This is a genomic window from Niallia taxi, assembly GCF_004005475.1.
GTDB classification, from domain to species: Bacteria; Bacillota; Bacilli; order Bacillales; family Cytobacillaceae; genus Niallia; species Niallia taxi.
Window position 1 is genome coordinate 1 of record NZ_RZTZ01000010.1, and the last position, 24,296, is coordinate 24,296.

The following is a 24,296-nucleotide window of genomic DNA, read 5'->3' on the forward strand; positions in this document are numbered from 1 at the left end:
ATTTGCTTTTTAAACTCGGGCGTGAAAGTACGGCGTTCTCGTTTTGTCATAGTGGGTTCTCCTCATCTGTTTTAGATCAAGTGTACGTGACCTTAATTTTTCTGTCCAGATAAGTGTAGACGCTCCACATACCCTCCTTAACTTTTGGCAAAGCCTTATAAAAATTTTGCTACCTGTTTTATAACGGAGGGGAAAAGGTATAGCCTCAGCCAAAGCATAAGAAAAGAGATAAGCTATAAAGCCTATCCCAAAGTATTGGACTCTTTCTTTTGCTTACCCTTGAAAATCAACTTTTCAACTAAATGCCCAATAACTGCTCCAATTATACCAATAGTAAGACCTGTATAGACTGGACTAACCAGAATGAATTGAAAGAATAAACCTAAAACCATCCCTGCAACAAAACCATAAAGCAAACCTGTGAAAACAGCCCTTTTACATGGTTCTTTTATTCCTTTTTCTCTAAGGTTATTATTAATAGTGAGAGCCTGATTATATGCTTGCCACATACCATAACCCCAAAGGGAAGGATAAAATAACCCCCAATTATAGTTAACAACTTCATGTGCCTTTTGTAACTCTCCATGAAAAGTATGATAAATTGACATGTTTAAATTAGAGCAGGAGTTAATTAAAACCTCTAGAGCTACTAAGACAATTCCTATTAAGAATTGACCATTATAAAACTGACCAAATCCAGGTATCACAAATGACCATAACAAAGATGCCCAAGGGGATTTATATGAATTATTCATGGTTTTCCACCTTATAACATTTTTTTATCCCCTATGATTGAATATTTTTATTTGCTAACTCACCTCTGTCAGGAGCTATTGGAGGCTGTTCCATCCATTTGTTTTTTATCATGAGACTTGCTCCATTCTCAGAAATTTTCTGAACCTCTAATGTTAATCTGTTATACATAACAGCTAAATCCACTCTAGGGCTTTGAGCTATTGCTGTACCATAATACCCAACGCTTAAAGCAATTAATGCAGATGTATAGAACATCATGAGCTTATCTGAGAATGTATAGGATGTACTTTCTGTTAAATCTGAACCCCAAGACAATGGAGCAGGGAGATTACTTTCCTCTAACTTAGCTCCAAATAATTTAGCATGTTTCTTTGCAACTTCTATTAGCTTTAGAAAGAATTGTGTTACATCCTTTGACTTTGAAACCTGACTAAATCCAGCTAGTGTAACTGCTCCTAAAGCATTCCTTTGAATATTAGTGTATAAATTAGATACTTCTAATGCTATTAAAGGTCTTTTTTCTCCAAAAAAATCTAAAATGAAACTTTGTTTCTCCACATATTCAAATTCTCCTATATTTGGAAAGAAGGGAGGTCTTGTATATAGACCTTTTGATAAAAGTAAATCCTTTGCCATCTTATATAATTGCATAGTCTCAGTAAGACATTCCATATAATAGTCTGTAATATCAGCTCTTATAGCTACAGCTAAACTTGCTGAATAAGCAGTAAGTCCAATTTTAGCCATATTATGTATAAAGTTTAATACATAGCTGTCAGAATAAAGCCTAGGAGCAGTTAAATCAACATCCTCCTCTACCATAAAGCCATTGGGTAATTTATTCTTTTCCTCAGTAAATATTGCAGTTATTTTTTGTATATGAGCTTGAGACAACTCTAAGGCATGGGCAATTACAGGTTTTATTTCTGCATCCTCAGCCTTTTCTAAAAAGTAAGTTAGCATACAAATACTTGCACTATCATTCATGTATTGAGTCCAAAGCTGAGCTATTTCTGTTGATGTTAGCCTGATTTGTTTTCCTTGTCCCTCCATAAAAGTAACCTCCAAAAATTAATATGTTCCTTATACTGCCCAATAACTACCTAAATAATGTAGGATGTTTACCAAACTAAAAAAAGAGCCTTAGCAATCGCCAAAGCTCTCTATTACATCTATTTATTTATTGTTTGCCTTATGTTCTCTCCTAGCTAGCATTAGCTTTTCTACCTGCTCATAATAGTAAGATGCTTTTATTTCTCCTACCTTTAACAGCTCATCTAATAGCTCTATTTTATCTAGGTATCCATCAGCCATCCTTAGTCATTCTTAACCTCCTGATAGTCAACCCTAAGCTCCTCAGACAGCTCTTCTATCTTGTCTGCCTCTGCCTTAGACATAATAAGCGCAGAAAACTCCTCCTAATACAGCTTAGTAGCTTTCTCTTGTAATGCTCCTGCTAATATGAGCCTGTTAATCAGTAGCTGCTCCTGTATTATGAGAGACCTCAAGGACTCCCACAGACTCAAGCTCCTCTATAGAGCTCTCCTGATAGTAGTAACAGCCATTCCTGACCTTTTATGTAAGTCTGAGAGGGATGTATTAACAAAGCCTGTCTCTCCTCTGATACTCCTAGCCTCATGCTATATAGTCTCCAATCCTTAGCATTCTTTAACAGTCTGCCAATATTTAATATACTCATTATTGTACAGCATCAAGATAGTTAGGAAAGGAGGACAAAAGAAAAAGGAGAGACTTAGGCAGTCTGCTCCTCTTTAATCTTTCTATATAATGTAGCCTTACTTACTCCTGTTATATCTGTAATCTCCTTAACAGTATGCTGACCTGTATTGTACAGTTCAATAGCATAGGCTACTTTGTTTTTATTCTTTTTAGGTCTGCCAAAAGTAACTCCTTTAGCCTGAGCCACCTTAACACCTTCTCTAACTCTCTGCTGTATCATCTGTCTCTCCATCTGTCCCAAAGCTCCCATAACAGTTAGGAGGAAATCACTCATAGGATTATTAGAGGTAGTATCTAGCCATGTATCATTAATACTCTTTAAGGATGCTCCTGCTGTCTTAATAGCCTCTACAATCTCTAGGAGGTCTTTTGTAGACCTGCTTAGTCTGTCAATAGCTACAATATGGACAGTATCTCCTGCCTGTAGCTCTGACAGCATCTTATTAAGCTCAGGTCTGTCCCTCTTAGCTCCTGACATTCTATCTGCAAATATAACCTGACAGCCTAAAGCCTTAAGCTGTGCCTCCTGTCTATCAAACTTTTGTTCCTCCTTATTAGTACTGATTCTCATGTATCCTATCTGTCTGCTCATACTTGCTCTTCCTTATATACAATCCTTATTTCAAAAGGCTTAGGCTTTCCATCTCTGTCTGATAGCTCTTTCCAGTAGTAAACCTTATCAATAACATCATGTAACAACTTATTAGCCTTAGTAGGATTAGCCTCAGTATCCATAGACAAAAGCATCTCAATTTTAGCCTTAGCTTTCTTATGCTTGTCTACCTCAGACTTAGCATCTGCTCCCTCTAATCCTGTTAGCTCCTTTTCTATCTGTAGCTGTTGCTCCTTAATAGCTTTAATCTCAGCAGTAGCCTCATCCTGCTCATAGATACCTGCTTTAAAGCCATCCTGCACCCTTTTCTTTTGCTCATCTAGCTTGTTATATTGGAGAGTCAGTTCCTGCTGTTTAATGGCTACTGAGCTTAGAAAAGATGTATCTCCTGCTACAATAGCCTCTATCTTTGTATCTAGGTCAGTAAGATGCTGATTTAATTTACTAAACACAACCTCCTCTACTCTAGATGACTTAGTAGCATTGTTTTTACATCTCTCTCCTGTATGCTCCTGCTTAGCTTTTTGGGACTTACTTGCATAGCAGTTAAGGAGGTATAGCTCTCTCTGAGACTTGTCTAAATTATTTCTGCCTGACCTTTTAGCATACTTCATACAAAAGGATAAGGTCTGCCCACAACTAGGACATACAAGCAACCTAGACAATGTATATACTCCTCTCTGAGATGCCTGAGGTACTTTTCTTTTCCCTGCTCTAAGCTCCTGAGCCTTATTGTAGGTACTTGCATCTACTAAGGCAGGATGAGCCTCCTCTACAGTAATAACATCCTCTCCCTGTAGTTCATAATGTACAGTCCCTCTGTAAGCTATGTTAGACAATATAAGGGAGGTAGTTCTTGGAGTAAAGTTTTTACCTGCTCTAGTCTTTTTACCTGTCAGAGTCAACTGCTCACATATCTCAGCCTGATTTAATCCCTCATGGACATACATCCTGTAAATATCCTCTACTACCTTAGACTCCTCAGGATGAGGCAGTAGATGCTTTTGCTCATCTTTTGCATACCCATAAGGAGCTATCCCAAAGTAAACTCCTTTCTTAATTGCCTGTATCCTTCCTCTCCTTAGCTTTCTCTTGGTCATCCTCATAAAATGATTATCCATCTCTGACTGGATACCTGTTACAAATACATCCTCATCATTCATAAAGTTATATGTCTTATTCAAGGTATAAAACTGTAGAGCCTCAGCTTTCATAAATCTTACAAACAGTCCAAAGTCTGTCCTGTCCCTTGTTATCCTATCTTGGTCTGTACAAAGGACTCCATCATAAATATTCCTTTTAAGTTCCATTAACATTCTTTGGAACTCAGCTCTATTCCAATCCTCTGAGCTACCTTCCTCAGAAAATACCTCATACTCCATGTTATTCTTTTCTGCATAGTCAGTAAGTAACTCTAGCTGTCTGCTTATCTCCATAGAGTCTGCATCCTTGAGCCTTGACTTTCTGACATATATAGCTACTAGCTTTTTATGTCCCTTTGCCATAGCTTTCTATCTCCTCTCAATACCCTGTACTACAAGTACATTGCTGATTATATTACTTATTATATCAAGTTTTCAAAAGGTTGCAAGATTTATTACATTCAATATTAAAATGTACTTTGCATTGATTGACATAAGTTATAACAACTGCTCATAATAATAAGGTATGAATAAGATAGGAGTAATTTACATGAATAAACAAATAACAAAATTTAAAAGCTCTCCTCAGAATGATGCTTGGGAAGCTTATTTAGATGTAGAGCAATATGGTAAACCTGCTCTATCTAGCATAGAATTTACTACAACTAATCTCTGCAATATGAGATGTGCCCATTGTGCTGTAGGTCAATTACTTACTCACAAAGATGCTCCAGCACTTCCTATAGAATTATTACTACAGAGACTAGATGAGATACCAACATTAAGAACAATCAGTATCACTGGTGGAGAGCCTATGCTTTCCTTAAAGTCAGTACAAAACTATGTATTGCCTTTATTGAAATATGCTCACAACAGAGGTATCTATACTCAGATAAATTCTAATCTAACTCTAGAACTAGACAGATATATGATGATTGCACCTTACTTAGATGTACTACACATTTCCCATAATTGGGGAACAGAAGATGAGTTTATAGATGTAGGCTTTGCCATGATGAACAGAAAACCTTCTAGAGAACAGAGAAAAGCAATGTTTGACAGAATTATTACTAATTCTAGAGCATTATCTGACTTAGGAGTTTTGGTATCTGCTGAGACTATGCTAAACAGAAGTACTTTACCTCATTTAGAAAAGATTCATAAGCAGATAGTAGATGATATGGGATGTAAAAGGCATGAAATTCATCCTATGTATGAGAGTGGGTTTGTTGCTATGACAGCATTCAACAAGTCGCAAGATTCATTACAGTCTATGTACCCTTATGACTTCGCTTCTACTATGGAAACTTTGTCACTAGAGGAAATGCGTCAAAGCATTCATCATTTACTTGATATTAGAGATGAAAATGTATGGATGCTTTTTGGTACACTGCCGTTTTATCCATGCAGCAGCACTAAAGAAGATCAGGAGCTTTTAAAGCGTTTATACGCAAGTAAAAACGTCACTGTCCGCAATGATCCAGACGGCCGTTCCCGTTTGAATGTTAACATCTTCTCAGGAGATGTTATCGTTACAGACTTCGGTGATACGCCAGCCCTTGGAAATATTAAAACAGATAAGCTTCCGGACATCTTTGAGAAGTGGATGGCAACAGACCTTGCTTCCTCACTTAACTGCCATTGCCCAAGTGTGCAATGTCTTGGTCCGAACGTGCTTGTCAAAAACAGCTATTATCGTAATATCGACTTCACAAAAAATACAGCGTTAATAACACGCTAAAATAAAAGCAGCGATGATTATCGCTGCTTTGTTTATTATCTCGGTTTTTCGCTTGCAAGGAATCCAAAGGAAACATGATCCTGAACAGGAATCCACGCCCCGATGCCTTGGGATGTAACGTTTTTGACGACAATCGACTTTTTACCACCCTTAAGCATTAAATACACTTCGCCGTATGTGACCTTTCCTTTTTCATTTACAGCAGGTGCATATCCGTATAAATAGCCTAGTCTTTTGGCTGGGATGTTATAAATTTGGTCTTTTTTCGTTCCAGTTCCTATCACTGTTTCAAAGGCAAGTGGCAGCCCTGAATTTTGCATTGCTTTTAGCATCATCATTTTTTTGACTTCTTCTGCATTCGGTATTTTAGCAGTCAAACCGCCTCTGATGATTTTTTGTGATTCTTGTACGTAATGGATTTGATATGGTGCCTTGCCACCTCTGTTGTCATAAAAATTTGTATTTATTTTTTGGTATTCCCAGTTTGGAGCAGTTTCTGTCGACTCGTAGTTTAATGGCCATTGACCAATATAAACAATCGCTTTATAACCAATTGCAAAAGGTGTGCTGTTAACAGATGTCTCATTAAGCATGCGAATCAAGTCTGGGTTCTCTATCTTCACCTTTGAGGAATTAATTAGCGTCTGTGTCAGCTCACTTGGCTGCAGCTTCGGCAAGTCCTGAGAAGGGTTTGGATAGGTGTTTTCCTTCGTGATATTCATGACCGAATTCGGGATAGCAACAAGCTTTGACTTTGGCATATCTTGCTTGTCCTTCGGTTTTTCTGCAAATGCTGGTGCAATATTAGGCAGCATCATTAGAAAAGCTAATAGAATAATACCAATGCGTTTCAAATTAAAGAACTCCTTTCAAACCTAACAGTAATGTTTACTGTTATTTTTTTCGGAGTTCGCCTAGATTATGCTACTTTAGACAACAATTTTTTTAAGAGGCTATTTAATCGCCAATTTATCCATGATCCCGCAGCATATTGGATGGAACACTTGAATGGCAGGTCCGATTCCAATCGCAATAATGACTGTTCCAACTCCGATTGGTCCATTAACCATAAAGGCAAAAATCAATGCCAAAATTTCGCCGATTAGCTTGGATGCCATGATATTAAGACCAAAGCGTTCCTGCAGACTCACCATAAATTCGTCAATTGGGTTCAAAGGAAAACTCGCTTGCAAGTATAGAGAAATTCCCAGTCCGATAATAACAAGTCCACCAATTAACAGGAGCAGCTGGTTCATAAACAGAAAATAATTGAAAACATTTATAAGATGAGCCATCCAAAAATCAACAAAAAATCCGAGAATAAACACAGTGAACAATGACAGCAATGCAGGCTTTCTCCTTAGCAAAAGTGCATTAACGAAGATTAGCAGGATGCCGATAATGACAATCCAGCTGCCAATTGTTAAGCCAATTAATGCCGATAAGCCAACATTCAAGGCATCCCAAGGTCCTGCTCCCAAATTCGCTTTAATGGTCAATGTCGCTCCAAATGACAAAATCAGCAGCCCAACAACATAAAAAAGGCTCCGGTAAAACAAAGCCATATGATAACTCCTCCTTTCTTTTAGGCTCGTCTTTTATACATATGCGCTAGTCTCAGAAAACTTGTACAAAAACCTTAAAATTAAATTAACTGAATATTTACATTAATCTAAATTTATATTATAATAGGCTTATCAAACAAAAGGAGGGCAGCTAATCACTTCGCTTAATACAAAAGGAGGATAGACCATTTTTGACAAAGGACAGTTTAGCATTAACCGTATCTATTAAAGAAAAGTTGGTGGTGGTCCGATGAAAGCGACTTGATTTTGTCCGTGGAAACATAATCAAACAATAATTATACTTATTTAGCCTGAATCAAAACGATAAAGGTGATGCCAACTATAAAAAGCCGTCCAGCTGTAAAGAAAGCTGGACGGCTTTATGTTTTTAAAAGGACGATTTACAGCAGGTAGAACCCTACCCCCATAATCAAGTAGGCAGCAAGCAATGTTGCTCCTTCAAACCAGTTTGTTTCCCCATCATTTGAGATGATAATCATGAGTAAAACAGCGGATGCCATCGAAACTAACTCTGGCAAGCTGAATACAAGGGACAGGTTTGTCGGGAACATAAGCGATAGCAATACGAGCACAGGTGCTACAAACATTGCTACCTGCAAGGTGGAACCAATTGCAATCTCAACAGAAATGTCCATCTTGTTTTTATATGCCATAAGGACTGCAGAAGCATGTTCTGCTGCATTCCCAACAATCGCGACGATAATTATCCCGATAAACAGCTCTGACCATCCGAACGATTCTGCAACAATTTCAAATGTATGAACAAGATTCTCGGATATGTAGGCAACCGCCAATGTTGCAAGGGCGAGTATTAGTATACTTCTCTTTACACTCCACTCAGGCACCTCTTCATGATGGCTTCCTGCTGCTCCACCCTCTTTATTATTTTCTGTTTGATATACTCCTCGATGTGTAACAAGCTTAAAGAATAGTGCTGCTAAGTATAACAAAATAAGAATAATGGAAATTCCAATACTTAATGTTAATGTTTCTGATTCGTTCATGGAAATAGAGAAAACCTCTGGAATAACAAATGCAACGATGACCGCAAACATCAGCAAGCCTGAATTATGTCTTGCATCAAACACATTATATGTTTGGACCTTGTATTTAAGGCCGCCAATAAAAAAGGACAGTCCTGCTACAAGCAGCAGGTTTCCAAGAACGGAACCTGTCAAGGAAGCCAAAACAACCTCTGTCAGCCCCTCCCTCAAGGCAAAAATCGCAATGATTAATTCGACTGCATTTCCAAATGTGGCATTAAGCAAACCGCCAATTCTTGGTCCGGCGACAATCGCCAAGCTTTCTGTCGCTCTCCCCATAAAGCTTGAGAGGGCAATGATAGTCAAACAGTATACGATAAACATGAGAATGCTCGGCCAGTGCAGCAATGAGCCAATAACGGATATTGGAACCCCAATGAAGACTGCCAGGGCAAAAATTTTATTTACCACTTACCCCACTCCTTTTATTTTTAACATTAAAATTTTCCCTGACTATATTTTTCCTAAACTCATTTTTTTCAAACCTTTATCTTCTCACAGTTCACAGACCAGTATATTTCAGGTTTATCTAAACCATTCCGTAATATACCAACATTTTCTGCTTTTTTGATTAGAAATTAGGGTATATAAAATACAGATAATCCACCAATACTAACAAGGAATGGAAAGGAGTTTTTCAAATCATGAGTGAAGCATTAAAGACAAAGATACTGGAACTATTCAAAAATCAAAAAACTGGCACATTAGCGACAATACAGGACTACAAACCATACAGCCGCTTTATGCTTTTCTTCCACGATGACCTGACACTTTATACAGCAACAAATAAAGAAACACATAAAGTTGATGACATTGGACAAGAACCAAATGTTCATATTCTTTTAGGTGCTCAAGATGCTAACCCTTCTGGTGCATATTGTGAAATTGAGGCAACAGCCTCTATTGAGGATTCAAAAGATAAAAAAGAAAAATATTGGGATGACTCGCTCAGCAAATGGCTTGGTGGTCCGGATGATCCCAATTATGTGCTATTACAATTGAAGCCACAGAAAATTCGTTATTTTGCCGATTCTGCTTCAAAAGCAGAAGTGCTTGAACTGTAAAACAAAAAACAAGCTGCCGCTATTTCTAAAGCGGCAGCTTTCTTTTTTTAAATGGAAATTTTTTATTGCCAATCCTTCTCTCCTTACGTTACCATTATTTAGGGATACTAAATTTTTTTATACAGCTATAAGGAGCATTTACATAATGACTAACAAAAAGTTTGCAATACTAATCAGCATTGTCAGCATATCTGGCTTCAGCCAAGGGATGCTGCTTCCACTGATTGCTGTTATCTTTGAAGGTGACGGGCTGTCTTCGAGTTTAAATGGCTTGAATGCAGTAGGCTTATACATGGGCATCCTGCTCATTTCTCCTTTTATGGAATACCCGCTCCGAAAATACGGATATAAACCAGCGATTGTTTTTGGCGGGCTGCTCGTTATTTTATCATTAGCTATGTTTCCGCTATGGAAAACATTCTGGTTTTGGTTCTTTTTGCGTTTGCTTATCGGTATTGGAGATCACGCCCTCCATTTTGCAACACAAACATGGATTACAACTGTTTCCTCAGAAAAAAACAGAGGAAGGAATATCTCCTTGTATGGCGTGTTTTTTGGCATCGGATTTGCAGTTGGCCCCCTTATGACACCATTAGTGAAAATAAATGAGGCCATTCCTTTTATACTCTCATCAGCCTTATGCTTTGCTGCATGGATATTCACCTTGTTCTTGAAGAATGATTTTCCTGAGCAAACAGTTGAGACAAATTCATTTAAAGATACAATTTCTCGTTTTTCTTCTGCTTTAAAATATGCGTGGGCAGCCTTTCTTCCTCCCTTGGCATATGGTTTTTTGGAATCGAGCTTAAACTCCAGCTTTCCCGTTTACGGACTGAGACTGGACTTCCAGCTTTCTGAAATCTCGATTCTATTAACATGCTTTTCCATTGGAGCGATTGTTTTTCAGTTCCCGCTTGGAATATTAAGCGATTCTTACGGACGAAGAAGAACATTAATTACCATTCTTTTTGTTGGCTTTGTCTGTTTCCTTTCAGCAAGCTTTGTGGAGCAAAGATTTATCGGGCTTGCCATTTGTCTGTTCATTGCTGGTATGGCAGTTGGGTCCACCTTTTCTCTTGGTGTCAGCTATATGACCGACCTAGTGCCGACAACACTGCTGCCAACTGGAAATCTGCTGTGTGGAATGGCATTCAGCATCGGCAGCTTAACAGGACCATATCTTGGTGGGCTGTTTATTCAATATGTTGAAGATCTCAGCTATTTCCTTGTTATAAGTACAATGCTATTGCTATTAGGTTTAATCATTTTTATTTCTGGTAAGCAAAAAGGTCAGAAGCAAGCAAATACAGTCCCAAATTAAGGCAAAAGTATACCAATTGCTGTTAGTTTATGTTAGGATAAAAATAACTAAATACGAATAAAAGCACGAAGTCTGGTTTTACCAGCGTGCTTATGAAATTTTGCTGTCACCTATACAGGTGGCAGCTTTCGTGTTTTTTAGGGGTAATGAAGCTGATTATCTTTCTCATTAATAATATAAAAAATTAGGAGGAATACCTATGTTGACGGAAACAAAACCAATCACACAACAAGCACCTGCACCTAAGTCACCCTTGTTAGAAAAGATCCTGCCACATGTGGAACTAATTGCTGCAGGAATATGCGGGCTGTTGATTCTTACAGGCTGGCTGCTTGATCACTATCATTCAGAGGCACTATCCACTATCTCGTATATACTCGCATTTATCATCGGCGGCTACGCTAAAGCGAAGGAAGGTATTGAAGAGACGATTGAAAACAAAGCATTAAATGTCGAGATGTTGATGGTGTTTGCTGCTATTGGCTCGGCAATTATTGGCTATTGGACAGAAGGAGCTGTACTGATCTTTATTTTCGCTGTAAGCGGGGCTCTCGAAACATATACAATGAATAAAAGTCATAAAGAAATATCTGCATTGATGAATCTTCAGCCTGAAAAGGCATGGAAGGTTATGGCTGATGGCTCAGTAGAGCTTATTCCTGTAGCTTCCCTTTCCATCAATGACCGTATTTTAATAAAGCCAGGCGAAAGGGTGCCAGCAGATGGAAGGATACTTTCAGGCGAAACGGCAATAGATGAAGCAGCTATAACCGGTGAATCACTGCCTGTAACGAAAAATATTGCTGATGAAGTTTTCGCTGGGACAGTAAATATCAGCGGCTCTGTGACAGTTGAAATAACTAAAAATGCTGATGAAACACTTTTCCAAAAAATTATTGCACTTGTACAGTCGGCACAAAGTGAAAAGTCACCTGCCCAAGCATTTATAGAAAAGTTTGAAGGCGCTTATGTAAAGGTAGTATTAGCCATTGTTGTCATCATGATGTTCCTGCCTCATTTCGTGTTAGGCTGGAGTTGGAATGAAACATTCTACAGAGCAATGATTCTCCTTGTTGTTGCTTCCCCTTGCGCACTTGTGGCAAGCATCATGCCTGCAACTTTGTCTGCCATTTCTAATGGCGCACGAAATGGGATATTGTTTAAAGGCGGCGTCCATTTAGAAAATTTGGCAGCAGTCCAGGCCATTGCCTTTGACAAAACAGGAACACTTACAAAAGGAAATCCGTCTGTAACAGATATTTATGTGAAGGAGGGCTATAAGAAGGAAACGGTACTCCTTTATGCAGCAAGCATCGAAAATCACTCGAATCATCCACTAGCCAAAGCAATCGTGGAGAGTGCAGCTGCAACTATTCAAAAGCCGCTTTTGGCACTTGCTAATGTTCAGAACAGCTCTGGTTGGGGCGTCACTGCAAATATTGATGGGGTAGAATGGAAAATCGGAAAAGCAGATTTTGTGGGAGCAAGTGAAGCCAAAAGCTTCCATGCCTCCATTTATGACCAGCTATCGCTGGAAGGAAAAACAGTAGTTTTTATTGCAACAAACGACGAAATAATCGCATGTATCGGTTTAAAGGATATTGTCCGCAAAGAAACACAAGCAGCAATTCAGCTGTTGAAGGATTATCAAATTCATACACTTATGCTGACTGGTGACAGTGAAAAGACAGCCCATGCTATTGCCAAGGAAAGCATTGTCCATGAGTATATAGCAGAATGTCTGCCAGAACAAAAGGTTGATCATATAAAGGCATTAAAGAATCGATATGGTATTGTGGCTATGGTTGGTGACGGCATCAATGATGCACCTGCACTTGCTACTGCACAAGTAGGAATTGCAATGGGCGGAGGGACAGATGTGGCCCTTGAGACAGCAGACATTGTTCTTATGAAGAATGATCTACCAAAAATTGCTGAAGCAATAAAATTATCAAAACGCATGAATAGAATCGTCAAACAAAATGTTGTATTTTCTATCACTGTCATTATGCTCCTGATTATTTCTAATCTCCTGCAAGCAGTTGATCTTCCCTTCGGCGTAATCGGCCATGAAGGCAGCACCATTCTTGTCATTCTCAACAGTCTTCGCCTACTGCGAAGCTAACAAAAAAGCAGCCACTATGTTAGTGGCTGCTCTTTTATTTAGTGATAACCGTTTTGTCCATTTGATGAACCGGATGTTTTATGTTTTGGCTTACTTTTACTGTTTTGTTTAGTCTTTTTGCCCATTGTTATCACCCCGTTATAATAATTTCCCCAAGCTTATTTTATGTTTTCTGGTCCTTATTATAAGAGGTAAAATTCGGTCTTTTTGCACATATGCTGGCAATTTAGCAAGGCTTCTTCTTGCGGCTTGTGAATATCGCGTTGACAATTCCGCCAATGATGATAATAATTCCAGTTAAATAAAACCAGATCATTAGCACGATAATTGCCCCAATCCCGCCATATGTTGCTGAATAATTGCCGAAATTACCTACATAAAAGGAAAAGCCCAATGATACAAGCACCCACCCTATTGATGCAAAAAGAGCACCAGGAATGGCACTTACACAAGTGATTTTCTTGTTTGGAGCTACCCAGTATAATGCAAGGAAAACAATAAACAAGATGACAGGAGACACTAAAAAGCGCAGCGCTCTCCAAACACTTAAAAACTCATCCGATAAATTGAATTGCGAAAACAAAAACACACCTATCTGCTCTCCAAACACTGGCAGCAGCAATGCGATCACCACAACAGCAATCATACCTAGTGTTAATACAACAGACATGGCTCTTGCCACAATAAAGGAACGTGTTTCTTCTACTTCATATGCTTTATTGAGTGCCTTTATAATCGCATTCAACCCATTTGATGCAGACCAAATTGTTGCAATGATACCAAAGGAAAGCAATGTCCCGTTTCTGCTGAGAACTTGCTCCAGGTTTGTTTCAATGATATCCATACTATCGCCTGGAGCAAATTGTGAAATCAAATTTAACAAATCATCCTTTGTGATTGGCAAATACGGCAATAATGTCATCATAAAAATGATCAGCGGAAAAATTGAAAGTAAAAAGTAATACGCGAGCTGTGCCGCAAGATCAAACACATCATCATTTTTTATTTTTACTGCTAATTGCTTCACAAAACTAGTTGCCTCTCCCATAAACCCCACCTGCCTATTTGTCGGTTTAGCTAATATTGTTCTTTTCCCCTACTTCCCGTAAGGACAAACCTGTTCTTTATATTATCCCCTTAGGACAGGCATTAGCTATAAAAGTCTAGGGTTAGTGTGTATACTGAGGCAAGTACTGTGTGCTTGATGTGCTTGATATGCTTGATGTTAATCCATGCGGCTTGTACTCCTCCTCATGAGTACTGCTGCCTGTAGTGAAAGCATCCTTCGTTTCCTTCACAATGCTTGCGATTGTCGGTGTAACCTCTTTTAGCTCCTCGACCTTTTCCATAATGAATGCAACATCGCTTGAAACCTTCTCAGCTGTTAGCTTTACCTTTTCAGATGTATCTGTAATACTTGTGCTCATTGAGTCAAAATCGGTGAAGGAGGACTTTAGATTCCTCATTTTGTACATGGAATTCTTCCTTGTTTGTTTATCAAGCATACTTAGAGAAGCTCCTATCAAACCGCCTAATAAAATCCCTTTCACTAAGCTAATCTGTGCCATATGCATCTTCCTTCCGTTTAGAATTAGATAATTACAGATGATATTTATTCCTGATGCTTCTCAGCAATCCCCTACAACCATCTGTTACCATTTTGTATACCTCATCAAAGTTGCCAGTATAATAAGGGTCAGGTACTTCTTCATATACCCGATTTTCTGCGAAATCCATCAGCAAATGAACTTCAATTTCTTCGAGTTGTTCATTTAAAAGCCTGATATTTTCCCGATTGCTGTTATCCATCGCAATTAAATAGTCGAAGCTGTCCAAATCAGCTGTTTGCAGCTGCCTTGCCAATATCCCTGTATCGCTAATCAAGTTCTTTTTCAATATCTCTCTTGTTCCTTGGTGCGGCGGATTCCCTGTATGCCACCCGCCAGTACCTGCTGAATCGCATGTAATGTGGTCTTGCAACTTTTCTTTTTTGACAAGATCCCGAAAAATTGCCTCTGCCATTGGTGAACGACAAATATTTCCTAAGCAAATAAATAACACACGAACTTCCATCTTATTTTTCCTCCATTTCATAAGAACATACATTAATTCCTAACAGCATGTTTTGTTTTAGCTTATCTTAATTTGCTTCGTTTTGAAAAGACAAATATGAATTGACATTTGTTCGTGCACATGAAAAGATAGAAAAAAAGTGGGACAAAAGATTTGCTTGATCTAAGATCCTGCAAAAAGGAGAGATTTTTTTGAACTTAGAAATTAAATCAACTGAAAACGTAGAATATATGATTGAACAAATAAAAGAAAAGCTGAAGGTGCTAAATTTCGGCGCAATCAAACCAACACATTTTGATGAAGAGATGTATGTGGAGTTAAAGGAAATTTATGAGCATATTATGAAAAGAGATTCTTTTAGCCCAAATGAAATGCAGGCATTAGCTGAGGAATTAGGAAACTTGCGTAAGAAATAATCCAAGCTTCTTTAGGAGGATTGGATAAACGAATTGAAAACACTGATAGATAATTTCAACTAACTTTGAAACAATGGAGCCGGTTGCACGCTCGTCTTCGCCTCCGGGGTCTAAATGGTCCTTTATTTCCCTTAGCAGTCGAGTGGTTTCCGGTTATTATTGGACTTATACAGAAACAAGCTCTAAATAAAAAAACTGAACTATTAATTGATAATAGTTCAGTTTTAATCCTGTTTTTGTTTACACTTTATTTCTCAAGAAGCTTTAAAGATTCTCTAGTAAATGCAGGAATATCCTCTGGTGTTCTGCTTGTCACAAGCTGGCCGCCGCAAACTACTACCTCTTCATCTTTATAAGTTGCGCCTGCATATTCCATGTCTACTTTAATAGACTTGTACCCAGTTGCATTTCTTCCTTCTAATGTTTTAGCTGTAATCAATAGCTGCGGTCCGTGACAGATTGCGAATACTGGTTTATTGCTTTCCATAAAGGATTTTGCAAATGCAACAGCACGATCATCTCCACGGAGCTGGTCAGGCGAAAATCCACCAGGAATAAACAACGCATCAAACTCATCTGGAGTAACATCATCGATACTTTTATCGATTTTTACTTCCGCTTCCTTTTGTTTGCCTGTCACTGTTTTTCCAGCTTCGAACTCAATTGTCACTACCTCATGTCCAGCTTCCTTGAAGGACTTTGCCGGCTCCGTATACTCTGAATCCTCGAACATATTAGTTATTAATGTTGCAATTTTACTCATATAGGGAACATCTCCTTCTTTTTGATTTCAGAGATAAAATTCCCCAAATGGACAAGATAAAACATAAAACTGATAAATTTATTCATTTCGCCTCGCAAAATCAACAAACCTGAACTTATCTGGTCTATGTCTCGATTCAGTATATTGGAAAAGGATAGCGTTTTCAAAATAGATATAATTCTTCACGACAACAATCGCTTGAAATCCTTCTAAATCAAGGAGCCGATAATCCTCTTCTGTTGGAATCTCAACCGTAAATTCCTTTCTCGCAAATCCGATCTTCAGCTTTAAATCCTTTTCGATATAATCGAAGATCGAATGACTGCAGATTTCCTTTGTAAGTCCAGGAACGAATCTTTCCACAATATAGTCTTTATCAAGAATGATTTTCTCTTTATTTATTTCCCTGATACGTGACACTTCCCAAATGGGTTCATCCTTTTTAAGATTCATTTCCTTTTGGAGAACTGCTGTAGGTACTTTTTTAGCAAAGCTCTCAATATGAGTGACAGAGCTGCTGCCCATTTTTTCAGCTAATTCCTTAAAGCTCACAAGACCTGATATTGGAAACTGCAGCTTTTGCATATCTAGTACTAGCGAACCCTTTCCACGCAATTTTTGTATATACCCCTTCTGAGCAAGTATATTTAATGCTTTACGTATCGTTTCCCTTGACGTATCATACCGCTCCGCCAACTCATTTTCAGAAGGCAGTATACTGTTTGGTGCATATTTCCCATTTCTAATTGCTTGTTCAATTTCTTCAAATATTACTAAGTATTTATTCATCCATTTTCACCAACGTTCAATTAGCCTTTTATTTCTTCGCCTCTATTCTACCTTTTTTATTATGCCTTGTCTAAATACGAAAAAACGAAAAAAATTCAAAAAAGAGGTTTATACGGTAAAAAAACAGGGTATTGATTACGATAAGTATTAATAAATAGATATAACAAAAGGCATTTGTTCATATATTTTCATAAATTAGTATCATTTAATTCGATAAAATTGTACAATTTATGAATTTTTTTTGGTAGTATTAACAAAATCATCGAACAATTTGTTCTTTATATGGAACTTTTGTATTATATTTGTTATGATATTATTACATATAGTGATAAGGTGTGTGAGACTGTATGATCGGTGATCGTGTTAAAAAACTTCGCTTAGAAAAAAGAATGTCATTGTCAGAACTTGCTGAACAAGCAGGTGTTGCAAAATCTTATTTAAGTTCCTTGGAGCGCAATCTCCAGTCAAATCCATCCATACAGTTTTTAGAAAAAATTGCTTCTGTTTTTAATGTTCCAGTGGACCATCTTATAAATGAGCAGCAAAATAAAGATGATCTTGACACAGAGTGGCTGAAAATCGTAAAAGAGGCAATGGATTCTGGTGTTTCCAAAGCTGAATTCCGAGAGTTTCTTGAGTATAATAAATGGAGAATTGAACAAAAAAAATAGAACTTTTACAGTTCACTTAAATAAGATAATTATAAGACACAAGCAATTGTGTCTTTTTCATTTATTCTTTAAAGCAGTCTGTAAAAGAAATATATACATGAGGAGAATATATCTATGCTTACTTCCATTTATGTCTGAATTTTAAAATAATTTTAGGTGTAGTAAATAAAAAAATTGCGCGCTAATTTTTCCTTTACGTAAATTAATGAGGTTTTATTAAATGCTATCTTGAATTAAGTAGTCTTCTAATCGTTATTGATGAAATTACGCACATCTTTTATGTCCAGTCCTATTTTTTTTGCTTCCTTCATTAACTGAATCCATTCTGTGTCTAGTTCTTCTACAACTACTTTTTCCTCTATCACTTAATTCTGCCCCTCTCCCAAAAATACTTATTGTACTTTGGCAGTCCGGCTGTCATTGTTTAATAACTTTAGACCCGTGACTTTGCGTCCCAATCTTTCGAGTTGGTTTGCCCTGTTCTTTTATGAATTTTATTATATAACTTTTCTTTTTACATATGTGCATAAATTTGTCAGAAATATTGGATTCTAACAAATTATTTTTCTACTTTTTTCTACATTTTTACATAAATTTAGTATGTATTTGCTATTTTATTGCGTAATTATGTTGGTTTCTGTCGAAATATTCAACTAAGTTTATTTGTCTTTTTTTACATACTGATTTCTATATGCTGATAAAACTTTCTTAAAAGAATAACTTACATGAATTTTTTCAAAGGTCATTGCATCAAAAAACGGGTACTTGGTGAGGTCATTATTGCAGACTGGACAAAACCATTCTCCTCTTTCACTGCTGCTGTATGATGGCCGATTGCACTTATCACAGTTTTTTCTATACATATTCCACCTGCTTTACATATCCTTTTATTAGTCAGTTGAATGACTAATGACCACTAGTGCCAAAACTAGTTCTTTTTAAATGATTTTTTGTTCTTTTTATAGAACTAATGAATTTAGTATAGTGCAATTATCTCATTTTGGAAAATTCTAAAATCCGTTATTTTTTCTCTTTAACGAACGTTTTTCGTTCTTTTTCTCGAATTTGCTCCGTTATTCTAGCTTTTTTGTATTTTTTATTGAACAAAACGTTCGTTATAATGAAATTATGTTATATTACATAAGGAGATTTTTCTAATGGTTGGTACAGCACTGAAAAGATTGCGGTTAGAAAAAGGCTACTCGATCAATGAGTTATCTGACCGGGCAGGTGTCTCTAAGTCTTACTTGAGCTATATTGAGCGGGGAATTCAGAAGAATCCTTCCTTACAGGTCCTTTCAAAACTTGCTTCTACCCTTGACACACATGTGGAAGAGTTACTCGAAACAAATCCAACTTCAACAGACAACTTGGATTCAGAATGGGTAAACTTAGTAGAGGAGGCTATTAAGGAAGGAATAACAAAAGATGAGTTTTCTTGCTACCTGGAGTTCATCAAATTCAAAAAGTCATCTGCAGATTGACGGCACCGTTTAATGGATTCGCTTCCATAAAAAAAGACATATGGCACTTCCTGTAAAGGAAACACCATATGTCTTGTGCCGGATCACTTTTTGTTTAATTCAACAGCAATCCTCGATCCTACTTCAGCATTATTTTTTACTAATGCGATATTTGCTGTCAAGCTAGTGCCTTCAGTAAGTTCCTTCACCTTGCTGAGCAAGAAAGGTGTAACATTCTTACCGCTAATGCCGTTTTCCTTCGCCTCATTTAAAGCCGTTTCAATGATGTTAGTAATATATGACTCTTCCATAGCATCATTTTCAGGAATTGGATTTGCGATTACCACTCCACCTTTAAGTCCAAGCTCCCATTTTGTACGGATCATGTCTGCCGCCAATTGTGGCTCATCAACAGTGAAGTTCACGTTAAATTCACTTGTTCTTGTATAGAAGGCTGGTAATGTTTCTGTACCATATCCAACAACAGGCACACCAAATGTCTCTAAGTATTCAAGTGTTAATCCAATATCAAGGATAGACTTTGCACCTGCACATACAACAGCTACACTCGTTTGAGCTAATTCCTGTAAGTCTGCAGAAATATCCATTGTTCGCTCTGCTTCACGGTGAACCCCTCCGATTCCGCCTGTCACAAACACTTCTATTCCTGCAAGCTCAGCACAAATCATCGTTGCAGCAACAGTAGTTGCACCGTTTTTCTTATTCGCAATCAAATATGGCAAGTCTCTTCTGCTTGCTTTTTCAATATCATCGCTCTTTGCTAAAAATTCTATTTCATCATCAGAAAGTCCTATCTTAATTTTCCCATCAATAATAGCAATTGTTGCAGGAACTGCGCCATTTTTACGGATGATGTCTTCTACTTCTTTCGCTGTCTCCACATTTTGCGGATACGGCATTCCATGAGAAATAATTGTTGATTCTAATGCCACAATCGCCTTGTTATTCTTCTTTGCTTCTAATACCTCGCTTGAGTATTCTAGCCATTCTGTTTTCATGAATTCATTTCTCCTTTAATCAAAGTATTTTTTGAAGGTGTCCTGCAGTTTTTTCTGGTTTAATAATGGATTAACTGTTTCGTGTGATTGAAGTGTCAACAGTGAGCAAGCAATGCCAATTTTGCAGCAGTTTTCTGTATTCAACCCTTTCAAATAGGAATACATAATGCCAGCAACTAAAGAATCTCCTGCACCTGTCACATCTTCAATTTCAATAGGAGGTGGCAAAATGACACCAGCTTCCCCTAGTTTTGTAAAGAAAATCAAACCCTTGTCTCCACGAGTTATTACCACTCGCTCGACGCCTTTTTTCATGATGATTTCAGCAGCCTTAAAGAAGTCACCTTCCTCGTAAATCCTCATTTCAGATAATGCTTCTGCTTCATCCTTATTGGCAATCAGCCATGTTACTCCTCTTAGGTCGTTCGGCAGCTTTTTCACTTTTGGAGAAGAAACAGGTGTGACACAAAGCTGCAAATTTTCCTTCCTGCTTCTAACAATAACCTGCTCAAGAACATCAGCTGGGAAGTTTGTATCTAAAATTATTAATTCAGCTGAGGCAATATGACCCCAGCGCTTTTCAATTATGTCTTGTGTCATGCTGTCGTATATGGACATATCAGCCAAAGCGACTGTCATCTCCCCTTCTACATCAAGCAAAGCAGTGTATGTACCTGTAACAAAATCTTCTGATACTAGAGTTGGTTTCATATCAGCATAAAGCTTCGTATAATCAATTATCCAATTGCCGCTATGGTCTGCTCCAACCATTGTTAACAGGGAGCTGTCCATTCCTAGGCGTCCAAGGTTTTCTGCAATATTGCGGGCAACCCCGCCACATGATTGACTCGTGCTGGCAGGATTTGAGGTTCCAAATTTAATCTTCTCCTCGACTTGAATTTTTCTATCTATATTAGCACCACCGATGCATATAACTTCTCTTTTTTGTGGTAATACATAGGCCCTTCCTAGCAGTTTCCCTTCACGTGTTAGCGCGGAGATATATCCTGCAACTGCTGATCTTGATAATCCTGTTTTTTCGGCAAGTTCATTTTGCGTAAGGAACGGATTTTCTTGTATCAGCTGTAATATTGTAATCTCTTTTTCATTCATTTTTTTCACCTCCACAATTCCAAACATTTGTTTATATTATAAACTTATGTTTTTATCAGAACAAGCATTATTTTCTAACTTTTCACAAATATGTGTTTTTTGACAAAAAAAAGAAGACTATTTCTAGTCTTCTGTAACGGTTCTTGGCTGTATTAAAATTTCAACACGCCTATTTTTCTCCCTGCCTTTTTCTGTTTTATTGCTGGCAATCGGCTTAAATTCACCATATCCTTTTGCACTAAAGGAACTTGGATTCAGCTTATCATTATTACGCAATAACAGCTTCATAAAGTTAATCGCTCTTGAGACACTTAAATCCCAGTTTGATTCGAACTCAGCATTCTTAATCGGTACATTATCTGTATGACCGCTGACAATGATGCTTCTCGGCGGGTCCATAATTAAAAGATTGGATATCTCTGAAACTAGATGTTCATCCTTCTCTCTAATATTCGCATTTCCTGATGTAAACAGGACATTATCCCTTATGGAGACAAGCAGACCTTCATCTGTCAAAGAGGTTTCCAGTTTATCTTCTAAATTGTTCTTCTCTATATAACTATCTAATTTATCTTGAACACCTTGCAGTTCCTCTTGATCTTGTTTTTGCTGTGCTTCTGAAAGCTCTTCCTCTGACACATTTGTGTTCTTAGAAGATTCTTCCTCAGATGCGTCTCCCTTAGTTTTATTATTTTCATCCAAGTCGGACTTTTCTTCTACTTCAGCAGGAGTAGGGCTCGGATATTCAAAGATACCAGTTCCTGCTTGAAATTCCTGATTAAAAACTTCTGCCAATGCAGCAAACTTTTTCTGATCAACAGAGCTCATCGCATATAAAACGATAAACAATGCCAGCAGCAATGTCAGCAAGTCAGCGTATGGAACAAGCCATGATTCGTCTACATGCTCCTCATGATGCTCCTTCTTTTTTCTTTTCTTACTCATTTCCGCTCACGCTGCCTTCCATTTCCTCAAGGAATTTCTTCCTTTCAGATATCGGCAAATAGGATGCTAGTTTTTGTTCAATAACGCGTGGTGCTTCTCCTTCTAAAATAGACAGGATTCCTTCAATCATCAAGTATTTTTGTTTTGCTTCGATTTTCGACTTTCTTTTCAGCTTGTTAGCAAATGGATGCCATAATACGTAACCTGTAAAAATACCAAGCATTGTTGCAACAAATGCTGCTGAGATAGCATGACCAAGACCTTCTGAATCGTCCATATAACCTAATGCGGCAATAAGCCCGATAACAGCTCCAAGTACTCCAAGTGTCGGAGCATAAGTTCCTGCTTGAGTAAAGATTAATGCAGAAGCTTGATGGCGATCTTCCATTGCTTCAATTTCTTCTGATAAAACATCACGAATATATTCAGCGCTTTGACCATCTACTGACATGGACAAGCCATTTTTCAAAAACGGATCTTCCACTTCATCTGTTTTTGATTCTAATGCCAACAAACCCTCTTTACGAGCTAATTGAGCCCATTCAGAAAACATGCGGATAAGCTCCTTCGTGTCTGGAACCTTTTGTTCTTTAAAGATGACTCCAAATAATTTAGGAACTTTTTTAATTTCACTTGTAGGGAAGGCAATAACTACTGCTGCTATAGTCCCTAAAATGATAATCAGAAGGGCAGCTGGGTTTGCAAGAACAGAAGGGCTTACCCCTTTAAAGACCATTCCTACCCCTACTGCAATAATTGCCAATATAATACCAATTAATGATGTTTTATCCATAAAAACCACCTATCATACAGTTTATTCTTTTATCTTTTATTGCTATTACTTTTTTGTTTTATTACAGTTTAATGACTTTCTCTTCCTTTTCTTCGACATTTCTCAGCAAGTTTTTAGGAAAAAATTGATTTTTATTTATATGAAATTTGTGAACGTTTTTTGAACACGAAAAAAGTTGCTGAAAAAAAGCAAAATATAACCTCTTTAACCATGAGTAATTAATTATTTCTGTTAGCTATAAACAATTGCTGCGGCTTCTCGCTTCCCCTTAGTAGTCGAACAGAAAAAAACTGAGCTATTAATCGAAAATCGATAAATAGTTCAGTTTCACAACAGCTTTCTAACTATGAATAAACTCTTTAACGGCTTATTGAGTAAGTATTGTTTCTTTATAACTAGGCTATCTGCTCAGTTTTCCCTCTACTTTTTGCTGGTAGCCTCCAAATAGTTTTGAATGGCTGGTCCCTGTTCTTTTTTTCATTATTTGATGGAATTGAATTAGCTTTTGATTGTATTTGGTTTGTAATTTTGCAGTTTCAGCTTTATCTGTACACGCCTTGATAAGATCTTCAATTGTAAGCAATTCTTGTTTTAGTTCATTTTCTTCAATTGAATATCCGCTGTTTTTCAAAATCCGGTAAGCCATGCGCAATTCCTGTGGTACAGCTGCCAAACTGTCTTTAGGCAAGGGCTTTCCGAATCCAGGAAGATTATTAAATTCCCCTTCTTGATAGGCTCTTTTTATCTTATCTTCCGAAACGATTGAAGAGAAATCCATCTATGCACATCCTTTCCTTTTTTATTAGTATAGCCTAGCAAAGGCGGAAATTCCTCGTTTATACCCGTATTTCCGATTAAAAATATGCCGTTTAGAAGAATAGAAATCTTTCTTTATCAGGACACTATTACAGTAAGAAAGGGGTGTAATAATGGCTAGAGGAAAACATTTCGAACATAAGAAAAAGCATCACCCAGGTCCACTCCCAGAAGGTGTAAGAAAACATACACATGCAGAAGATGCACCTGAAGATGAAGAATTTATCGTGACACAAGAAGCTTTTAAAAATCGCATAGAAGAAGAATGACTGCATGGAAAGGCGGCTTACATGCCGGCTTTCCT

At 37.5% G+C, this 24,296-nt stretch carries 27 protein-coding genes and 1 riboswitch; of the genes, 8 read left to right on the forward strand and 19 right to left on the reverse strand.

The window, feature by feature from the left end:
• Window positions 1-242 precede the first annotated feature (242 nt).
• From EM808_RS19920 to EM808_RS19935, 5 genes are all read right to left on the reverse strand, one after another.
• Entirely contained in the window at window positions 243-755 is a 513-nt protein-coding gene (locus EM808_RS19920) for a DUF5683 domain-containing protein (protein WP_127740039.1), read from the reverse strand.
• 31 nt (window positions 756-786) lie between these two features.
• Complete coding sequence (locus EM808_RS19925; protein WP_127740041.1) at window positions 787-1,809, reverse strand: DUF3231 family protein; 1,023 nt, start codon at window positions 1,807-1,809, stop codon at window positions 787-789.
• 123 nt (window positions 1,810-1,932) lie between these two features.
• Complete coding sequence (locus EM808_RS28710; protein WP_164849730.1) at window positions 1,933-2,070, reverse strand: hypothetical protein; 138 nt, start codon at window positions 2,068-2,070, stop codon at window positions 1,933-1,935.
• Between the two features lie 439 nt (window positions 2,071-2,509).
• Window positions 2,510-3,088 (reverse strand): recombinase family protein, encoded by a 579-nt coding sequence (locus EM808_RS19930; RefSeq protein WP_127740043.1) that lies wholly within the window; start codon window positions 3,086-3,088, stop codon window positions 2,510-2,512.
• Window positions 3,085-4,614, reverse strand: coding sequence for a recombinase family protein (locus EM808_RS19935; RefSeq protein ID WP_127740045.1), 1,530 nt, complete (start codon window positions 4,612-4,614; stop codon window positions 3,085-3,087). The genes EM808_RS19930 and EM808_RS19935 overlap by 4 nt, the downstream gene beginning before the upstream one ends.
• Window positions 4,615-4,801: 187 nt before the next feature.
• Between EM808_RS19935 and yfkAB the strand changes: the two genes are divergently transcribed.
• Window positions 4,802-5,992 carry a radical SAM/CxCxxxxC motif protein YfkAB gene (gene yfkAB, locus EM808_RS19940; RefSeq protein ID WP_127740047.1) on the forward strand — a complete coding sequence of 397 codons (1,191 nt, stop codon included), beginning with the start codon at window positions 4,802-4,804 and terminating at the stop codon, window positions 5,990-5,992.
• A 35-nt stretch (window positions 5,993-6,027) separates the two neighbouring features.
• On the opposite strand, the gene EM808_RS19945 is transcribed toward yfkAB, so the two are convergent.
• The 3 genes from EM808_RS19945 to cax all read right to left on the reverse strand — a co-directional run bounded on the left by EM808_RS19945 (window position 6,028) and on the right by cax (window position 9,032).
• Window positions 6,028-6,753, reverse strand: a complete 726-nt coding sequence (locus tag EM808_RS19945) for a YfkD famly protein (RefSeq protein ID WP_396897780.1) — start codon at window positions 6,751-6,753, stop codon at window positions 6,028-6,030.
• 192 nt (window positions 6,754-6,945) lie between these two features.
• A complete protein-coding gene (locus EM808_RS19950; RefSeq protein ID WP_127740049.1) occupies window positions 6,946-7,557 on the reverse strand; it encodes a YczE/YyaS/YitT family protein in 612 nt (203 codons plus the stop codon).
• A 401-nt stretch (window positions 7,558-7,958) separates the two neighbouring features.
• On the reverse strand, window positions 7,959-9,032 hold the full coding sequence (gene cax / locus EM808_RS19955) for a calcium/proton exchanger (RefSeq protein WP_127740051.1): 1,074 nt from the start codon (window positions 9,030-9,032) through the stop codon (window positions 7,959-7,961).
• Window positions 9,033-9,265: 233 nt separating this feature from the next.
• Between cax and EM808_RS19960 the strand changes: the two genes are divergently transcribed.
• The 3 genes from EM808_RS19960 (at window position 9,266) to EM808_RS19970 (ending at window position 13,131) form a co-directional block, all read left to right on the forward strand.
• On the forward strand, window positions 9,266-9,685 hold the full coding sequence (locus EM808_RS19960) for a pyridoxamine 5'-phosphate oxidase family protein (RefSeq protein WP_127740053.1): 420 nt from the start codon (window positions 9,266-9,268) through the stop codon (window positions 9,683-9,685).
• 145 nt (window positions 9,686-9,830) lie between these two features.
• On the forward strand, window positions 9,831-11,006 hold the full coding sequence (locus EM808_RS19965; protein WP_127740055.1) for an MFS transporter: 1,176 nt from the start codon (window positions 9,831-9,833) through the stop codon (window positions 11,004-11,006).
• 199 nt (window positions 11,007-11,205) lie between these two features.
• Window positions 11,206-13,131: a heavy metal translocating P-type ATPase gene (locus EM808_RS19970; RefSeq protein ID WP_127740057.1), complete on the forward strand. Its 1,926-nt coding sequence runs from the start codon at window positions 11,206-11,208 to the stop codon at window positions 13,129-13,131.
• A gap of 226 nt (window positions 13,132-13,357) precedes the next feature.
• Here the strand turns inward: EM808_RS19970 and EM808_RS19975 are convergent, their stop codons facing one another.
• The 3 genes from EM808_RS19975 to EM808_RS19985 form a co-directional block, all read right to left on the reverse strand.
• Window positions 13,358-14,179 carry a YihY/virulence factor BrkB family protein gene (locus EM808_RS19975; protein ID WP_127740059.1) on the reverse strand — a complete coding sequence of 274 codons (822 nt, stop codon included), beginning with the start codon at window positions 14,177-14,179 and terminating at the stop codon, window positions 13,358-13,360.
• Window positions 14,180-14,300: 121 nt separating this feature from the next.
• On the reverse strand, window positions 14,301-14,699 hold the full coding sequence (locus EM808_RS19980; protein WP_127740061.1) for a YtxH domain-containing protein: 399 nt from the start codon (window positions 14,697-14,699) through the stop codon (window positions 14,301-14,303).
• A 31-nt stretch (window positions 14,700-14,730) separates the two neighbouring features.
• Window positions 14,731-15,204, reverse strand: coding sequence for a low molecular weight protein-tyrosine-phosphatase (locus tag EM808_RS19985; RefSeq protein WP_127740063.1), 474 nt, complete (start codon window positions 15,202-15,204; stop codon window positions 14,731-14,733).
• Window positions 15,205-15,395: 191 nt separating this feature from the next.
• Here EM808_RS19985 and EM808_RS19990 point away from each other — a divergent pair, with 191 nt between their 5' ends.
• Window positions 15,396-15,620, forward strand: a complete 225-nt coding sequence (locus EM808_RS19990; RefSeq protein ID WP_127740065.1) for a DUF1128 domain-containing protein — start codon at window positions 15,396-15,398, stop codon at window positions 15,618-15,620.
• 247 nt (window positions 15,621-15,867) lie between these two features.
• On the opposite strand, the gene EM808_RS19995 is transcribed toward EM808_RS19990, so the two are convergent.
• Together EM808_RS19995 and treR are read right to left on the reverse strand one after the other, a co-directional pair.
• Window positions 15,868-16,383: a type 1 glutamine amidotransferase domain-containing protein gene (locus EM808_RS19995; RefSeq protein ID WP_127740067.1), complete on the reverse strand. Its 516-nt coding sequence runs from the start codon at window positions 16,381-16,383 to the stop codon at window positions 15,868-15,870.
• A 78-nt stretch (window positions 16,384-16,461) separates the two neighbouring features.
• The gene (treR, locus tag EM808_RS20000; protein WP_127740069.1) at window positions 16,462-17,172 is read right to left on the reverse strand and encodes a trehalose operon repressor; all 711 of its coding nucleotides are present in this window, start codon (window positions 17,170-17,172) and stop codon (window positions 16,462-16,464) included.
• A 347-nt stretch (window positions 17,173-17,519) separates the two neighbouring features.
• Between treR and EM808_RS20005 the strand changes: the two genes are divergently transcribed.
• Entirely contained in the window at window positions 17,520-17,843 is a 324-nt protein-coding gene (locus tag EM808_RS20005) for a helix-turn-helix domain-containing protein (protein WP_127740071.1), read from the forward strand.
• Between the two features lie 245 nt (window positions 17,844-18,088).
• Here EM808_RS20005 and EM808_RS20010 read toward each other — a convergent pair whose 3' ends face one another.
• On the reverse strand, window positions 18,089-18,208 hold the full coding sequence (locus tag EM808_RS20010) for an anti-repressor SinI family protein (protein ID WP_328590386.1): 120 nt from the start codon (window positions 18,206-18,208) through the stop codon (window positions 18,089-18,091).
• 36 nt (window positions 18,209-18,244) lie between these two features.
• A riboswitch (cyclic di-GMP riboswitch) is annotated at window positions 18,245-18,330 on the reverse strand.
• A gap of 670 nt (window positions 18,331-19,000) precedes the next feature.
• On the opposite strand from EM808_RS20010, the gene EM808_RS20015 reads away from it, so the two are divergent.
• Complete coding sequence (locus EM808_RS20015; protein WP_127740073.1) at window positions 19,001-19,327, forward strand: helix-turn-helix domain-containing protein; 327 nt, start codon at window positions 19,001-19,003, stop codon at window positions 19,325-19,327.
• Window positions 19,328-19,410: 83 nt separating this feature from the next.
• Here EM808_RS20015 and EM808_RS20020 read toward each other — a convergent pair whose 3' ends face one another.
• The 5 genes from EM808_RS20020 to EM808_RS20040 all read right to left on the reverse strand — a co-directional run bounded on the left by EM808_RS20020 (window position 19,411) and on the right by EM808_RS20040 (window position 23,954).
• Window positions 19,411-20,325, reverse strand: a complete 915-nt coding sequence (locus tag EM808_RS20020; protein ID WP_127740075.1) for a pseudouridine-5'-phosphate glycosidase — start codon at window positions 20,323-20,325, stop codon at window positions 19,411-19,413.
• A 15-nt stretch (window positions 20,326-20,340) separates the two neighbouring features.
• Window positions 20,341-21,438: a carbohydrate kinase gene (locus EM808_RS20025; RefSeq protein WP_127740078.1), complete on the reverse strand. Its 1,098-nt coding sequence runs from the start codon at window positions 21,436-21,438 to the stop codon at window positions 20,341-20,343.
• Window positions 21,439-21,561: 123 nt separating this feature from the next.
• The gene (motB, locus tag EM808_RS20030) at window positions 21,562-22,383 is read right to left on the reverse strand and encodes a flagellar motor protein MotB (RefSeq protein WP_127740080.1); all 822 of its coding nucleotides are present in this window, start codon (window positions 22,381-22,383) and stop codon (window positions 21,562-21,564) included.
• Window positions 22,376-23,176, reverse strand: a complete 801-nt coding sequence (gene motA / locus EM808_RS20035) for a flagellar motor stator protein MotA (protein WP_127740082.1) — start codon at window positions 23,174-23,176, stop codon at window positions 22,376-22,378. The genes motB and motA overlap by 8 nt, the downstream gene beginning before the upstream one ends.
• Before the next feature lie 400 nt (window positions 23,177-23,576).
• Window positions 23,577-23,954 carry a DnaJ family domain-containing protein gene (locus EM808_RS20040; protein WP_127740084.1) on the reverse strand — a complete coding sequence of 126 codons (378 nt, stop codon included), beginning with the start codon at window positions 23,952-23,954 and terminating at the stop codon, window positions 23,577-23,579.
• A gap of 151 nt (window positions 23,955-24,105) precedes the next feature.
• Here EM808_RS20040 and EM808_RS28715 point away from each other — a divergent pair, with 151 nt between their 5' ends.
• Complete coding sequence (locus EM808_RS28715) at window positions 24,106-24,261, forward strand: hypothetical protein (protein WP_164849731.1); 156 nt, start codon at window positions 24,106-24,108, stop codon at window positions 24,259-24,261.
• Window positions 24,262-24,296: the final 35 nt, after the last annotated feature.

What these genes read in the sequence shown, in the direction of transcription:
- motB (WP_127740080.1), bottom strand. Translation starts at nt 22,383, where the DNA reads ATGAGTAAGAAAAGAAAAAAGAAGGAGCATCATGAGGAGCATGTAGAC.
- EM808_RS19970 (WP_127740057.1), top strand. Translation starts at nt 11,206, where the DNA reads ATGTTGACGGAAACAAAACCAATCACACAACAAGCACCTGCACCTAAG.
- EM808_RS20005 (WP_127740071.1), top strand. Translation starts at nt 17,520, where the DNA reads ATGATCGGTGATCGTGTTAAAAAACTTCGCTTAGAAAAAAGAATGTCA.
- EM808_RS19920 (WP_127740039.1), bottom strand. Translation starts at nt 755, where the DNA reads ATGAATAATTCATATAAATCCCCTTGGGCATCTTTGTTATGGTCATTT.
- EM808_RS20020 (WP_127740075.1), bottom strand. Translation starts at nt 20,325, where the DNA reads ATGAAAACAGAATGGCTAGAATACTCAAGCGAGGTATTAGAAGCAAAG.
- EM808_RS19950 (WP_127740049.1), bottom strand. Translation starts at nt 7,557, where the DNA reads ATGGCTTTGTTTTACCGGAGCCTTTTTTATGTTGTTGGGCTGCTGATT.
- motA (WP_127740082.1), bottom strand. Translation starts at nt 23,176, where the DNA reads ATGGATAAAACATCATTAATTGGTATTATATTGGCAATTATTGCAGTA.
- EM808_RS19925 (WP_127740041.1), bottom strand. Translation starts at nt 1,809, where the DNA reads ATGGAGGGACAAGGAAAACAAATCAGGCTAACATCAACAGAAATAGCT.
- EM808_RS19960 (WP_127740053.1), top strand. Translation starts at nt 9,266, where the DNA reads ATGAGTGAAGCATTAAAGACAAAGATACTGGAACTATTCAAAAATCAA.
- EM808_RS19975 (WP_127740059.1), bottom strand. Translation starts at nt 14,179, where the DNA reads ATGGGAGAGGCAACTAGTTTTGTGAAGCAATTAGCAGTAAAAATAAAA.
- EM808_RS19945 (WP_396897780.1), bottom strand. Translation starts at nt 6,753, where the DNA reads ATGCCAAAGTCAAAGCTTGTTGCTATCCCGAATTCGGTCATGAATATC.
- EM808_RS19985 (WP_127740063.1), bottom strand. Translation starts at nt 15,204, where the DNA reads ATGGAAGTTCGTGTGTTATTTATTTGCTTAGGAAATATTTGTCGTTCA.
- EM808_RS19935 (WP_127740045.1), bottom strand. Translation starts at nt 4,614, where the DNA reads ATGGCAAAGGGACATAAAAAGCTAGTAGCTATATATGTCAGAAAGTCA.
- EM808_RS19930 (WP_127740043.1), bottom strand. Translation starts at nt 3,088, where the DNA reads ATGAGCAGACAGATAGGATACATGAGAATCAGTACTAATAAGGAGGAA.
- EM808_RS19965 (WP_127740055.1), top strand. Translation starts at nt 9,831, where the DNA reads ATGACTAACAAAAAGTTTGCAATACTAATCAGCATTGTCAGCATATCT.
- EM808_RS19980 (WP_127740061.1), bottom strand. Translation starts at nt 14,699, where the DNA reads ATGGCACAGATTAGCTTAGTGAAAGGGATTTTATTAGGCGGTTTGATA.
- yfkAB (WP_127740047.1), top strand. Translation starts at nt 4,802, where the DNA reads ATGAATAAACAAATAACAAAATTTAAAAGCTCTCCTCAGAATGATGCT.
- EM808_RS20040 (WP_127740084.1), bottom strand. Translation starts at nt 23,954, where the DNA reads ATGGATTTCTCTTCAATCGTTTCGGAAGATAAGATAAAAAGAGCCTAT.
- EM808_RS28710 (WP_164849730.1), bottom strand. Translation starts at nt 2,070, where the DNA reads ATGGCTGATGGATACCTAGATAAAATAGAGCTATTAGATGAGCTGTTA.
- EM808_RS28715 (WP_164849731.1), top strand. Translation starts at nt 24,106, where the DNA reads ATGGCTAGAGGAAAACATTTCGAACATAAGAAAAAGCATCACCCAGGT.
- EM808_RS20025 (WP_127740078.1), bottom strand. Translation starts at nt 21,438, where the DNA reads ATGAATGAAAAAGAGATTACAATATTACAGCTGATACAAGAAAATCCG.
- treR (WP_127740069.1), bottom strand. Translation starts at nt 17,172, where the DNA reads ATGAATAAATACTTAGTAATATTTGAAGAAATTGAACAAGCAATTAGA.
- EM808_RS20015 (WP_127740073.1), top strand. Translation starts at nt 19,001, where the DNA reads ATGGTTGGTACAGCACTGAAAAGATTGCGGTTAGAAAAAGGCTACTCG.
- EM808_RS19995 (WP_127740067.1), bottom strand. Translation starts at nt 16,383, where the DNA reads ATGAGTAAAATTGCAACATTAATAACTAATATGTTCGAGGATTCAGAG.